A 13,207-nucleotide genomic window follows, 5' to 3' on the forward strand; every position below is an offset into this window, starting at 1 on the left:
GTGGAGTGAACGCTCGCAAGCAGTTCGACGAAAGGGTGACCATGCGATTCACGTACGCCGAGGCGATGACGGATCCGTCGTACTACGTCCCGCTCGCGCAGGCTGCGGAGGAGGCCGGCTACCACAGCATGTGCGTCGCCGACAGCATCGCGTATCCCGAGGTCTCCGACTCGAAGTACCCCTACACGCCCGACGGGAGCAGGGAGTTCCTCGACGGCAAGGAATTCGTCGAGACCTTCGTGCTCGCCTCGGCGCTCGCGGCGTCCACGACGACCCTCCGCTTCACCCCGTTCGTGCTCAAGCTGCCGATCCGGCCGCCGGTGCTCGTCGCGAAGCAGGCGGCCTCGCTCGCCTCGATGAGCGGGAACCGCTTCTCGCTCGGCGTCGGGATCAGCCCGTGGCCGGAGGATTTCGAGATCATGGGGGTGCCCTTCGAGCGCCGTGGCAAGCGGATGGACGAGTGCATCGAGATCATCAAGGGGCTCTCGACCGGCGAGTACTTCGAGTACCACGGCGAATTCTTCGACATCCCGTCGATCAAGATCGCCCCGGTGCCCACGGAGCCGCTGCCGATCCTGGTCGGGGGCCACGCCGACGCCGCGCTGCGCCGCGCGGTGCGGTTGTGCGACGGGTGGATGCACGCCGGCGGCGACGGCGAGGAACTCGATCGGATGCTCGCGCGGATCGACGAGCTGCGCGCGGAGCACGACAAGAAGGAGTTCGAGATCCACGTGATCTCGTTGGACGCCTACACGGTCGACGGCATCAAGCGGCTCGAGGACAAGGGCGTCACCGACGTGATCGTCGGCTTCCGGCTGCCCTATCAGGTGGGCCCGGACACCGAGCCGTTGCAGCCGAAGATCGACCACTTGCGCCGCTACGCCGATTCCGTCATCAGCAAGTTCTAGGAGGCTTCCGATGAAAGACGATCACCCCGCCGTCCTGGCGGGCCGCGCCTCACAGGCCGCCGCGAGCGGCCGCCGTAAGAACGAGTGGCTCGATCTGTTCGCCGCCGACGGCGTGGTCGAGGACCCCGTCGGCCCCTCGGGCTTCGATCCCGAGGGCAAGGGGCATCACGGCCGGGAGGAGATCGCGGCGTTCTACGACAAGACGATCGGCGTTGCGGAATCCCTGGAGTTCCTGTTCGACGACGGCTTCGCCTGCGGTGACGAGGTGGCGTTCACCGGGCTCATCCGCACCGTGATCGGCGGGCACGTCATCGACGCGGAGGGCGTGTTCACCTACAAGGTCGACGACGCGGGGAAGATCGTGGCGCTGCGCGCCTTCTGGGAGGTCGATCGCGCCATGGCCACCGCCCGCCCTGTCGACTCCTGAGCACGATGCCGGCCGCGCCCCGGTATCCGGCGCTGGGCTCAGCGTGCGGTGAACACCGCGTCCGCGAGCACGGGGGCGGAGCGCTCCACCGACTCCGCGGTCACCAGGTGCCGATCGCCGTCGCGCCAGATCCGCACGCGCAGTGTCTCGCCCGGGAGCATGATCCCCGCGAACTTCGCCGACCACGAGCCCACCGCGGAGGCGTCGCCGTCGAGCACCGCATCGGTCACGGACTTGGCGACGATCCCGTAGGTGCACAGCCCGTGCAGGATCGGCGCGTAGAAGCCGGCGGCCCGGGCGAACGCGGGATCCGAGTGCAGCGGGTTGCGGTCGCCGCACAGCCGGTAGAGCAGCGCCTGCTGGGGCAGGGTCGGCACGTCGACGGTGACATCGGCGTCCCGGGCCGGTAGCTCGATCCGCTCCGACGGTCCGCGCTCGCCGCCGAATCCGCCTTCGCCGCGCGCGAAGATGGACGACCGGGCGGTCCACAGCGGTTCGCCGGCCCCGTCGACGACCTCGGTCTCCTGCCAGATGACGGCCGCCTTGCCCTTGTCGTGCACGTCGCTGATCCGGGTCCGCGCGGTGGCGGTGCCGGACGCCGGCAGGGGGCGGTGCGCCGTGACCGACTGGCTGCCGTGCACCACTTTGGCGAGGTCGATCTCGACGCCGGGGAACGAGACCTTCGGCGGCTCGGTGGCGTGGAAGTTCTGCGCCACCGTGGCGAAGGTCGGCAGCACGACGGTGTCCTGCTCCGTGGCGTACCGCAGCTCGCGGGCGGCGAGCGGGTCGGCGCCCGCGCCCAGGGCCAGCTGGTAGAGCAGCACGTCCGAGGTGCTCCAGGAGAATTCGGCGGCGCCGAGCTCGGCACCGATCGCGACCGACGGGTCGATGGGCATGGATCTCCCTAGGCGGTAGGTCTGGTGGGGCTATTCGTAGGTGATGTGCACGGTCTGCGTGCGGCGCATCGATTGGCAGGCCAGGATGAGCCCGTCGTCGAGGTCCTCCTGGTCGAGCACCTCGTTGTGGGCGAGCTCGACCTTCCCGTCGACGAGGCGGCAGGCGCAGGCGCTGCACGCGCCCTCGCGGCACGAGTAGGGCGCGTCGATGCCGGCTTCGAGCATCACGTCGAGCAGCTTCTTCTCGGCGGGCCAGGCGAGTTCGGTCGTCGTGCCGTCCAGCTCGACGGTGACGGTACCCCCGTCGTCCGCGGGCGCGCGGGTATCGGCGGTGGGCTCGGGGAGGTCCTCCGCCTCGGCGATCGCGGCCTTCTCCTCCGCCTCCTCCTGCGCGGCCTCCACCTCGAACGGGTTGCGCGGCAGGGAGCGGAACTTCTCGATGTGCACCTCGCGACGGCCCTTCCCGAGCGAGGTCATGGCCTCGGAGACCGCGTCCATGAACGGCCCCGGGCCGCAGACGAAGACCTCGCGGGAGGTGTAGGGCGCGGCGAGCGCGGCGAGGTTCGCGGCGCTGGGCAGGCCCTGCACCGATTCGAGCCAGTGCACCACGACGAGCCGCTCCGGGTACGTCCGGGTCAGCTCGGCGAGCGCGGAGGCGAAGATGACCGACTGCGCATCCCGGTTGGCGTAGATCAGCGCGACGGACCCGGTGCCGGTCTCGAGCACCGAGCGCAGGATCGAGAGGATGGGCGTGATGCCGCTGCCGCCGGCGAACAGCAGCATGTCGACGTCGACCGACTTCGGTGTGAAGATGCCCGCGGGCACCAGCACGTCGATCTCCATGCCGGGGGTGGCGTTGTCGCACAGCCAGTTCGATGCGTATCCGTCCGCGGTGCGTTTGACGGCCACCCGCAGCGGGCCGCCGTCGTGCGGCGCACTGCACAGCGAGTAGCACCGTGCCACCGAGCCGGTCTGCTCGCTCGGCACGCGCAGCGTGAGGAACTGCCCCGGCTTGTAGGTGAACGTCTCCGCCAGCTCGGGGGGCACCTCGAACTCGATGGAGTGCGCGTCGTGCGTCTCCGCGACCACCTTGGCGACGAGTAGGCGGTGGATGCTCACGTGGTCAGATTCTCCTGGTCGGTGTCCGGCGGGGTGGCGTCCGTCGGGACGGGCACCTCGCCGAGTTTGGCGGCGCGCGTGATCGATTCCATGAGCCGCGGGCAGGTGGGTCGCAGGGCGGACCCGGCACCGTCGGCGGCGAAGACCGCGCACTCGCGCGCGGAACCGCACCACTGGATCGACGTCTGCTCCCGGCTGTTCTTGCGGACCTGCACCGCGACGCCGCAGGTGCCGCAGCTGTGCGGGGTGAATCCGTCGGTCAGGAAGCCCTCGCGGTCGGTCACCGTCGACGGCACCGTGACCGGCTCGCCGAACATCGTCACCGTGGGGGACATGGGCTCAGGCCTTCGCCGTCTCGTCGGAGGAGGCCTGCGCGGACGCCTTCTCGGATTCCTGGCGCGCGATGTTCTCCGCCACCTCGGCCTCCCAGGCCTCGACGGCGTGGGTGGTGTCGATCTCGAATTCGAAGCGCTGCGTCATGTCCTCGGTGACGTCGGCGCTGTCGACGTAGAACTGCTCGTACCAGCGGCGGAGCTGGTAGACGGGCCCGTCCTCCTCGCACAGGAGGGGGTTGTCGATGCGGGTCTTGTTCTTCCAGATCTCGACGTCCTGCAGGAAGCCGAGGCCGACGTTCTTGGCGAACTTGCCGGCCAGGTAGTCCGACTTCTCGTCATCGAAGCCGGGCAGCTTCTTGACCTTCACGCCGTACATGAGCTTGAACGAGTGCTGATCGATCGGGTAGTGGCAGTTGATCAGGACGTTCTCGATCTGGAAACCCTTGTAGTCGTTGTGCAGGTAGTTGATCATGTACGACGGCCCGAAGTAGTGCGCCTCGGACTTGAGCAGCACGTCGTCGCCGCCGGAGAGCCCGATGTCGGTGACGTCGTTGCGGCCCTTGGTATCCAGGTACTGCGACGCGATGTGCCCGTCGAAGACGTTCTTGAAGTACGTGGGCAGGCCGTAGTGGATGTAGAAGAAGTGCGGCATGTCGACCACGTTGTCGACGATCTCCCGGCAGTTGCTGCCCTCGATGACGATCTCGTTCCACACCCAGTTCGACCACTCGGGCCCGTCGACGTCACCGTCGATCCTCGGGATGGCGAGTTCCTCCGGGGGCTTGGAGCCCTCCACGTCGTGCCAGACGAAGAGCTGGTCGTTCTCGATCATCGTGGGCCAGGTCCGGGTGCGGGCGCGCAGCGGCACGCGCTTGGCGTACGGGATGGCCTTGCACTTGCCGTCGCCGCCCCAGCGCCAGTCGTGGAACGGGCAGGCGATCTCGTTGCCCTTGACCGTGCCCTGCGTGAGGTCTCCCCCCATGTGGCGGCAGTAGCCGTCGAGGACGTTGACCTTCCCGTCCTCGCCCGCGAAGACCACGAGCTTGGTGCCGAAGGCCTGGACGGCGTGGGGCTCGCCGTCGGCGAAGTCCTTCAGCAGGCCCAGGCAGTGCCATCCCCGGGCGTACCGGGTGGGGGCGGTGCCGCTGTCGATGAGGCGGGCTGCCGTCTCGGTGTTGGTGCTCATGCGATCTCCTCTTCCGCGCGGGCGGGGGCTGCCGCCGCGGGGGCTGATTCCTTGCCGGCCATGTCCTCGACCGCGAGGTAGGCGAAGACCATGGCGGGGCCGATGGTGGCGCCGGGCCCCGCGTACGTGTGGCCCATGACGGGCGAGCTGGTGTTGCCGGCGGCGTACAGGCCGTCGATGACGGTGCCGTCGGCGCGCTGGACCCGGCCCGCGACATCGGTGCGCAGGCCGCCCTTCGTACCGAGATCGCCGGGGACCATACGGGCAGCGTAGAACGGCCCGGTGGTCAATTCCGCGAGACTGGGATTCGGCTTGTTCCGCGGATCGCCGTAGTAGGCGTCGTAGGCGCTCTCGCCGCGGTGGAAGTCCTCGTCCCGCCCGGCACGGGCGAAGCCGTTGAACTTCTCGACGGTGGCGGTCAGGGCCTCCGCGGGAACGTTCATCTTCTCGGCCAGTTCCGCCAGGCTGTTCGCGCGGACCATGTTGCCCGATTCGAACCAGCGCTTGGGCAGCGGCTGGCGCGGCGGTTGGCCGGCGAACATGTACCGGTTCCGGTAGCGCTGATCGAAGACCAGCCAGCACGGGACGTTCTCGCCCGGTCCCTCACCCTGGCCGTACTCGCCGCCGTACATGGCGTGCACCGCCTCGACGTAGGGCGCGGACTCGTTGACGAAGCGCTCGCCGGCGGTGTTCACCATGACGCTGCCCGGGAGCGAGCGCTCGGACAGCGCGAACCACGCCATCTTCGGGAGCTGGATGGAGGGGCCCCACCACGCGTCGTCCATGAACTCGAGGGCGCCGCCGACGGCTGCGCCCGCGCGGATCGCGTCTCCGGTGTTGGCGGGCACACCGTTGGTCCACTCGGTGCCGATGGGCTGGCGCTGGTACTGGGCCCGCATCTCCGCGCTGGACTCGAAGCCGCCGGCGGCGAGGATCACGCCACGCCGAGCGGTGAGTCGCAGCTGCTCGCCCTCCCGCTCCACGGTGACCCCGGTGATCCGGCCGTCCTCCTCGGTGAGCCCGACGAGCGACGTGTTCAGCCACAGCGGGACGTTCGCGCGCTGCAGTCCGACGCGGAGCGCGGCGATGAGCGCCTGGCCGCGGCCGAGCAGGTGCTTGCCGCGCGCCTTGGCGGCGTAGAAGCGGCCACCGACGCGCAGCGCGCGCACGATGCCCTTCGGGTGGCGCATGATCAGGTTGAGCCACTTGAAGTCGGCCTGCGTGACCACCAGGTTCATGGGGGCCTTGGTGTAGTCGGGTTCGAGGTTCTTCAGCTCCTCGCCCAGCTGGTTGCCGTCGAACGGCTTCGGCTCACACGAGCGGCCGTGCGCGCGGCCGCCCGGCGCCTCCGGGTAGTAGTCGGAGTAGCCCGGCACCCAGGTCAGCTCCAGCGGGCTCATCCGGTGCACCATCGAGATGACCTCGGGGCCGCGGTCGATGTAGGTGTCGATCCGCTCGGCGGGGACCACGTCGCCGATGATGGCGTGCAAGTACCTGCGGGCCTCGTCGGGAGTGTCCTTGATGCCGGCCTTCACGAGCGCTTCGTTGCCGGGGACCCAGACGCCGCCGCCGGAGCGGGCCGTGGACCCGCCGTAGTGCGCCGCCTTCTCCACGACCAGGACGCTGAGTCCGGCGTCCGCAGCCTTGAGCGCGGCGGTCATGCCCGCCGCACCGCTCCCCACCACGATCACGTCGTACTCGGTGGTCTCCGCCGTCATGGACTCTCCTCGCTGATGAAACAAGTTCTCTAGCCTCACCTGCGCCGATGGGCAGCAGGTACGCGCTACAAGTGCAGCATAGACTAGAACAGGTTCCACTTGCCAGGGTTCGGCTGTGATCGGCCGCGGCGCCCGTGCGGCGGCGCGGCCGGTGCGTGCGATCCTCAGGCGGTCAGCAGGGGATGGTGATCCGCTCGTAGGTACCGGTGCTCGGGCGGAAGACCCACTTCGACTGCGGGGTGCACCGCGGCTTCGCGGGGGCGGTCGTCGTGGTCCGTGGCGCGGTGCGTGCGGGCGTGGTCGTGGGGGCGGCCGGCGCGACCGTGGTCGTCGTCGTCGGCGGCGGCGGTGCGGTGCTCGGCGACACGGGGGCGCTCGTGGGGTCGGAGCTCGAGGGCGCCGGGGGCGAGGTGGTGCTGATCGGCGTGGTCTCGGTCGACGGGATCGAACCCGACGGTGCCATCACGGGCTCCGGGTCGGTGGACGGTCCGCTGCACATGCTCACGGTCACCGCGATGGCGGCCACGCACAGCGCGGTCGCGGCGGCGATGGCGAGCACGCGGCCGGTGAAGCCGCCGATGCGCGTGGAACTCGAGGGGGTCGCCCGGTGGGTCATGCCGCGCCTCCGTTCCGGTCGGTCGCGGGCGCGGCTGACGGTGTCGCAGTCATGCGTCCATCTTCGCAGCCGGGTGTGCCGCCGGGGAAGGCGGTGGGATTCGAGTGTGGTTGCCGCACACCGAGTTCGCTGTCACAGCAATCCTGCACGGGGGTGAATCGACGGAGGGGCGGTGACGGCGTCGATACGCTGGTCGAGCCCTCGCTCCTCGCGCGGTCACTGCAAAACGAACACCTATCCGGTTGCGGCGGAGATGCCCGCTCGCCGACCGAAGAAGCTGCCGTCGCCGAGGCTCGTGCCGCTCGCGTACCCGCCCGCGCAGACCCCGGACGTGCACCGGCCCGCCGCGAAGAGGCCCGGGATCGGAGTGCCATCGACGTGCAGGACCCGGGAATCGACGTCCGTGCGCAACCCGCCCAGGGTGAATCCCGCGGTGAAACCGCGCATGTCCCACGCGGCGACGGGGCCGTCCAGTGGGCGCACCCATTGCGCCTTCTTGTGCAGCAGGGGATCGGTGCGGTGCGCGGCGTGCCGGTTGTAGGTCTCGACGGTGCCCGTCAGCGACCCGTCCGGCAGGCCCATGTCGGATTCGAGCTCCGCCACGGTCTCCGCGGCCCAGGTCGGCGGCTGCCGGAAGTAGGGCGTCGACGTCTTGGTCGCCAGGGCCTCCTCGTGCGCCGCCATGTCCATGACCAGGAAGGCGGTGTTCTCCTGCTGGATCAGCACCGCCTGCCCGATCCGCCCGCCGTAGGTGTCCTCGGCGATGAACCGCTGGCCGCGACCGTTGACCAGGATTCCGCGGGCCAGCATCTGTGGATCGCCGAAGAAGGCGACCTCGGTGGCGTCCATGTGCGCCAGCGCCGCGCCCGCGGCCTGCGCCATGAGGATCCCGGCCCCGTCGTGCTCCTCGATCGCGGCGGCCGGCCGGCCGATCAGGCGGGGCGCGTAGGCCTCGATCATCGCCGTGTTGTACGCGAAACTGCCGGTCGCGAGAACCACCCCGCGGCGGGCGCGCACGTGGAGATCGGTGCCGAACCGTCGGGCGACGAGGCCCTCGACCCGGCCGTCGGGGTCGGTGACCAGCGCTCGCGCGCGGATGTCGTACTCGGCGCGTACGCCGAGGGCCTCAGCGGTCTCGACCAGGGGTTTCATCAGCATGTAGCCGGCTCCGCGCACGCCGGTCCGCTTGTCCGCCATCTGGGGGACGTGGCCGCGGGGTGCCGGGGTGGCGAGCGAGGAGAACGGCGCGGCGTTCTCTCCGCCGGAGTAGCCGAGCCCCTCGTCGTGGGGCACCTCCCACCCCGGCTCGCCCCAGAACTCCTCCTTGAAGACCACGCCGCAGCCGGTCAGCCAGTCGTAGTGCTCGGTGCTGCCGTGTGCGTAGGCGTGGATCTTGGCCGCGTCGACACCCGGTCCGAGTGCGGCGGTCAGGAAGGTCTCCATGTTCTCCGCGCTGTCCTCGAAGCCGAGAGCGCGCTGGAGCGGAGTCCCGCCCCCGAGATAGATCCATCCGCCGGAGAGGGCGGCGGCGCCGCCCCATCCGCCGGCGCGGTCCAGGACCAGGACGTCGGCGCCTGTGCGGGCCGCCTCGATCGCGGCGCACACCCCCGCGATGCCGTATCCGGCGATGACCACGTCGGCCTCGATGTTCCAGTTCGGGACGTCGGCGACGGGCACGGGGCGACGGCTCTCGCGCATGGTTCTCCTCGGGCTTCTCGTAACCGGTTGCATCAGGAAGATATGCGGATCCTGACCTTTGATGTAGCGTTTCGCGTCAGAAAATGAGAACGTGTTCTAGTATCGATCCAGCGACGGACTCCGGTGTTCGTCAGAGGGTCTTCAGGAGGCGAGGAAAGATGAGCGATCAGAGCGTCGACGCGGTGCTGGCTGAGGTGGCGGACCTACTGCCCACCCTCCGGGACCGGGCGCAGGAGACCGAGGATGCGCGCCGGATCCCGGCCGAATCCATCAAGGCGCTGCAGAAGAGCGGATTCTTCCGCCTGTTGCAGCCCAAGCGCTACGGGGGCTTCGAGGCCGATCCGGTGGACTTCTACACCGCCGTCAAGATGCTGGCCGGTGCCTGCGGCTCCACGGGGTGGGTCGCCTCGATCCTCGGCATCCACCCGTGGAACGTCGCCCTGTTCGACGACCGTGCTCAGCAGGAGGTGTGGGGCGAGGACCAGGACACGCTCATCTCCTCCTCCTACGCCCCGATGGGCAAGTCGGAGATCGTCGAGGGCGGCTACCGCCTCTCCGGCAAGTGGAGCTTCTCCTCCGGCTGCGACCACGGCACCTGGGCGCTGCTCGGCGGCCCCGCCTTCAAGGACGGCAAGCCCGTCGACTTCCTGACCTACCTCGTGCCGATCAGCGACTACACGATCAACGACGTGTGGCGCACCGTCGGCCTCCGCGGCACCGGCAGTAACGACATCGTGGTCGACGACGTCTTCGTCCCCGAGCACCGCGCGCTCAGCTTCCAGCTGGTGAGCAAGTGCAAGGGGCCCGGTCAGGAGGTCAACACCAGCCCGCTCTACAAGCTGCCGTTCGGTTCGGTGCACCCGTCCACGATCACCGCCCCGATCATCGGGATGGCGCAGGGCGCGTACGACGCCCACGTGGAGCACCAGCGCAAGCGTGTGCGCGCCGCCTACGCCGGCGAGTCCGCGAAGGAGGACCCGTTCGCCATGGTCCGCGTCGCCGAGGCCGGCAGCGAGATCGATGCAGCCTGGCTTCAGCTGATCTCGAACATCAACGAGGAGTACGCGCTCGTGCAGGCCGGCGAGAAGATCCCGTTCAATCTGCGCCTCAAGGTCCGCCGCGACCAGGTGCGCGGCACGGAGCGGGCGATCTTCGCCGTGGACCGCATGTTCGAGAACTCGGGCGGCCGTGCGCTGGCGGAGGGCACGCCGATCCAGCGGTTCTGGCGCGACGCGCACGCGGGCCGCGTGCACGCCGCGAACGACCCCGAGCGCGCCTACAAGATGTTCGGCACCGGCGAGTTCGGTCTGCCCGTGATGGACGGGATGGTCTAGCCGTGACAGACGTCGACTCGGCTCCCGGCCGTGCTCCGCACTCGGGCGACGTCCTCAAGGAGGGGAAGTTCGCCACCACCGCAGCGGGGCTCACGCTGCACTACCACGAGGCGGGCGAGGAGAACCGGGCCAACGGCACGGTAGTGCTGCTGCACGGCAGCGGCCCGGGCGTCTCCTCGTGGAGCAACTTCGGGCGCAACATCCCGGTGCTGGCCCAGCGCTTCCACGTACTCGCCGTCGACCAGCCGGGCTTCGGCCGGTCGGACAAGCCCACCGAGCACCCGCAGTACTTCGTGCACAGCGCGACCGCGCTCGCGGGGCTGCTCGATACCCTCGGGATCACCGAACGCGTGCACCTGGTGGGTAATTCGCTCGGCGGTGGTACCTCGGTGCGGTTCGCCCTGGACTTCCCGGAGCGGGCGGGGCGGCTCGTCCTCATGGGGCCGGGTGGCCTCAGCGTGAACACCTTCGCGCCCGATCCCACGGAGGGGCTGCGCACGCTGCAGAAGTTCTACGCCGCGCCGAGCAAGGAGCGGCTCGAGGACTTCCTGCGGATCATGGTCTTCGACCAGAAGATGATCACGCCCGAACTCGTCGAGGAGCGCTTCGAGCTCGCCCTCGATCCGGACGCGATCGCGGCGTTCAAGGCGATGGGCAAGTCCTTCGCCTCCGCGGACTACGAGAAGGGCATGCTCTGGCGCGACGCCTACAAGCTGCGCCAGCCCGTGCTCATGATCTGGGGCCGGGAGGACCGGGTCAACCCGCTCGACGGGGCCCTCCTCGCGCTCAAGCAGATCCCGCGGGCGCAGCTGCACGTCTTCGGGCAGTGCGGCCACTGGGCGCAGCTGGAGAAGTTCGACGAGTTCAACCGGCTCACGGCCGATTTCCTGGCCGGCTGAAAGGAAGTAGCACGTACATGGCGATCAAGGCGCTCGGGTACATGCGCATCGAGGCCACCGACATGGCGGCCTGGCGCGAGTACGGCCTCAAGGTGCTCGGGATGATGGAGGGCACGGGTAACGACCCCGATTCCCTCTACCTGCGCATGGACGACTTCGCTGCCCGTCTGGTGATCGTGCCGGGGGAGAAGGACCGGCTCCTGGTCTCCGGCTGGGAGGTCACCGACGCCCTCGGGCTGCAGGAGCTCCGGGACACCCTCACGGCGGCGGGCGTCGCCTTCGAGGAGGGCACCACGGAGGAGAAGGCCGAGCGCCGCGTCGAGGGGCTGATCCGCTTCCGTGACCCGTCGGGGAACACGCTCGAGGCCTTCCACGGCGCGCAGTACCTGGGGCGCCGGTTCGTCAGCCCCTACGGGCACCGGTTCGTCACGGGCGAACAGGGCCTCGGGCACGTCGTACTCACCTGCACGGACGATGCTGCGGCGCAGGAGTTCTACCAGGGAGTGCTCGGCTTCCGGCTCCGCGACTCGATGCGCCTGCCCCCGCAGATGGTGGGGCGTCCCGCGGACGGCGACCCGGCGTGGCTCCGCTTCTACGGCTGCAACCCGCGTCACCACGCGCTCGCCTTCCTGCCGCTGCCGAATCCGACCGGGATCGTCCACCTCATGGTCGAGGTGGAGAACTCCGACGACGTGGGGCTGTGCCTCGACCGCGCGAACCGCAAGAAGGTCAAGATGTCCGCGACGCTCGGCAGGCACATCAACGACAAGATGCTCTCGTTCTACATGAAGACCCCCGGCGGCTTCGACATCGAATTCGGCTGCGAGGGACTCGAAGTCGACAACGACGATTGGATCGCGCGGGAATCCACCGCGGTCAGCCTCTGGGGTCACGACTTCTCCATCGGCTTCAAGGAGCAGTGATGACCACGCAGTCGGCGCCCGCGCCCATCGAACCGCTCGACTACCGCACCGCGATGGGCCACTTCTGCACCGGCGTCACGGTGATCACGGCCGCGGACGAGGGGGGCCCAGCAGGGTTCGCCTGCCAGTCGTTCTCGGCGCTGTCGCTCGATCCGCCGCTGGTCCTGTTCTGCCCGATGAAGACCTCGGGGGCGTGGCGCACCATCGAGCGTTCCGGACGGTTCGCCGTCAACGTGCTCGGCGAGGGCCAGCAGGACGTCAGCTCCGTCTTCGGCTCCCGCCATCCCGACAAGTTCGGGGCGGTCGACTGGAAGCCCTCGCGCAGCGGGTCTCCACTGCTCGATGGCGCGCTCAGCTGGATCGACTGCGCCGTGGAGACGGTGCACGACGGCGGCGACCACCACATCGTGATCGGCAGGGTGCTCGAGCTCAGTGCGCCGAACGCCGGGCGTCCCCTCCTCTTCTACAAGGGGCGCTACACCCAGACGGTGACCGACCCGGGCGAGGCCATCCCGCGCGCCCTCTCGCTCGACGCGTTCCTCACGTGGCCCGTCGGCGACGACTGGATGTAGCTCGTCACGTCGTCAGGCCGTGCCGCTGCGCCTGCCGCATCGCCAGTCCACACGGATCCGTCACGGAGGCCGGCGCCGCGGACGACGGCGATACCGTGCAGTCCGGGACCGTCGGGTCGCGCACTCCCGCGGTGTCCGCCCGGCCGACGGCGACCACGCTCTGGAACGCACCGTCGCGCAGCCGCGAGAACTCGACCGACCAGCCTCCGCCGGAGGCGTACGACGCGACCAGGCCCGAACCCGCATCCCAGAACTCGGTGCCGTACAACGTTCCGCGCGGGACGACGGAGTCGCCTGACAGGCTCCACACCGCCCATGTGGAGTTCTGCCCGTGCGCACCCGAGGACGTGGTCGAGACGAGGACGTCGGGAGCGCTCCCGCCCAGGAGGCGCCGGAGGAGGAGTGCACCCGATCCGGAATAGCCGTCGACGGGAACCTCGAACGTCTGTGTCGCCGCCCCAGCGTGCTCCACTGTGACGGTCACCTGCTTGTCGTGCTGACGTTTCGTCACCCTGTAGCCGGTGTCTTCGGCGACGCAGTCCTGGTTGCTGCTGCCCCGGTACTGGCGGGGGCATT

At 69.5% G+C, this 13,207-nt stretch carries 14 protein-coding genes; 6 read left to right on the forward strand and 8 right to left on the reverse strand.

What is annotated here, in order from left to right; all coding sequences use genetic code 11:
- Positions 1-41: 41 nt before the first annotated feature.
- Both ELY19_RS10120 and ELY19_RS10125 read left to right on the forward strand, forming a co-directional pair.
- Positions 42-908: a TIGR03619 family F420-dependent LLM class oxidoreductase gene (locus tag ELY19_RS10120; protein WP_126196074.1), complete on the forward strand. Its 867-nt coding sequence runs from the start codon at positions 42-44 to the stop codon at positions 906-908.
- A 10-nt stretch (positions 909-918) separates the two neighbouring features.
- Positions 919-1,335, forward strand: a complete 417-nt coding sequence (locus ELY19_RS10125) for a nuclear transport factor 2 family protein (protein ID WP_126196075.1) — start codon at positions 919-921, stop codon at positions 1,333-1,335.
- 38 nt (positions 1,336-1,373) lie between these two features.
- On the opposite strand, the gene chsH3 is transcribed toward ELY19_RS10125, so the two are convergent.
- From chsH3 to ELY19_RS10160, 7 genes are all read right to left on the reverse strand, one after another.
- Positions 1,374-2,231, reverse strand: a complete 858-nt coding sequence (gene chsH3, locus ELY19_RS10130; RefSeq protein WP_126196076.1) for an enoyl-CoA hydratase ChsH3 — start codon at positions 2,229-2,231, stop codon at positions 1,374-1,376.
- A 30-nt stretch (positions 2,232-2,261) separates the two neighbouring features.
- Entirely contained in the window at positions 2,262-3,350 is a 1,089-nt protein-coding gene (locus tag ELY19_RS10135) for a ferredoxin--NADP reductase (RefSeq protein WP_126196077.1), read from the reverse strand.
- Positions 3,347-3,685, reverse strand: coding sequence for a hypothetical protein (locus tag ELY19_RS10140; protein WP_197716010.1), 339 nt, complete (start codon positions 3,683-3,685; stop codon positions 3,347-3,349). Before ELY19_RS10140 ends, ELY19_RS10135 begins: the two co-directional genes overlap by 4 nt.
- A 4-nt stretch (positions 3,686-3,689) precedes the next feature.
- Complete coding sequence (locus tag ELY19_RS10145; RefSeq protein ID WP_126196078.1) at positions 3,690-4,871, reverse strand: 3-ketosteroid-9-alpha-monooxygenase, oxygenase component; 1,182 nt, start codon at positions 4,869-4,871, stop codon at positions 3,690-3,692.
- Entirely contained in the window at positions 4,868-6,589 is a 1,722-nt protein-coding gene (gene kstD / locus ELY19_RS10150) for a 3-oxosteroid 1-dehydrogenase (RefSeq protein WP_126196079.1), read from the reverse strand. Before kstD ends, ELY19_RS10145 begins: the two co-directional genes overlap by 4 nt.
- 172 nt (positions 6,590-6,761) lie before the next feature.
- On the reverse strand, positions 6,762-7,205 hold the full coding sequence (locus ELY19_RS23615; protein WP_197716011.1) for a hypothetical protein: 444 nt from the start codon (positions 7,203-7,205) through the stop codon (positions 6,762-6,764).
- Between the two features lie 234 nt (positions 7,206-7,439).
- On the reverse strand, positions 7,440-8,903 hold the full coding sequence (locus tag ELY19_RS10160) for an FAD-dependent oxidoreductase (RefSeq protein WP_126196080.1): 1,464 nt from the start codon (positions 8,901-8,903) through the stop codon (positions 7,440-7,442).
- 158 nt (positions 8,904-9,061) lie between these two features.
- Between ELY19_RS10160 and hsaA the strand changes: the two genes are divergently transcribed.
- From hsaA to hsaB, 4 genes are all read left to right on the forward strand, one after another.
- Entirely contained in the window at positions 9,062-10,237 is a 1,176-nt protein-coding gene (hsaA, locus tag ELY19_RS10165; RefSeq protein WP_126196081.1) for a 3-hydroxy-9,10-secoandrosta-1,3,5(10)-triene-9,17-dione monooxygenase oxygenase subunit, read from the forward strand.
- Positions 10,238-10,332: 95 nt separating this feature from the next.
- Positions 10,333-11,136: a 4,5:9,10-diseco-3-hydroxy-5,9,17-trioxoandrosta-1(10),2-diene-4-oate hydrolase gene (gene hsaD / locus ELY19_RS10170; protein ID WP_227967312.1), complete on the forward strand. Its 804-nt coding sequence runs from the start codon at positions 10,333-10,335 to the stop codon at positions 11,134-11,136.
- Between the two features lie 17 nt (positions 11,137-11,153).
- A complete protein-coding gene (gene hsaC, locus ELY19_RS10175) occupies positions 11,154-12,059 on the forward strand; it encodes an iron-dependent extradiol dioxygenase HsaC (protein WP_126196083.1) in 906 nt (301 codons plus the stop codon).
- Positions 12,059-12,631, forward strand: coding sequence for a 3-hydroxy-9,10-secoandrosta-1,3,5(10)-triene-9,17-dione monooxygenase reductase subunit (gene hsaB, locus ELY19_RS10180; protein WP_126196084.1), 573 nt, complete (start codon positions 12,059-12,061; stop codon positions 12,629-12,631). Before hsaC ends, hsaB begins: the two co-directional genes overlap by 1 nt.
- A gap of 4 nt (positions 12,632-12,635) precedes the next feature.
- Here hsaB and ELY19_RS10185 read toward each other — a convergent pair whose 3' ends face one another.
- Positions 12,636-13,115, reverse strand: a complete 480-nt coding sequence (locus ELY19_RS10185) for a hypothetical protein (RefSeq protein WP_126196085.1) — start codon at positions 13,113-13,115, stop codon at positions 12,636-12,638.
- Positions 13,116-13,207: the final 92 nt, after the last annotated feature.

The sequence above is a fragment of the Tsukamurella paurometabola genome (assembly GCF_900631615.1).
In the GTDB taxonomy this organism is placed as follows: Bacteria; Actinomycetota; Actinomycetes; order Mycobacteriales; family Mycobacteriaceae; genus Tsukamurella; species Tsukamurella paurometabola_A.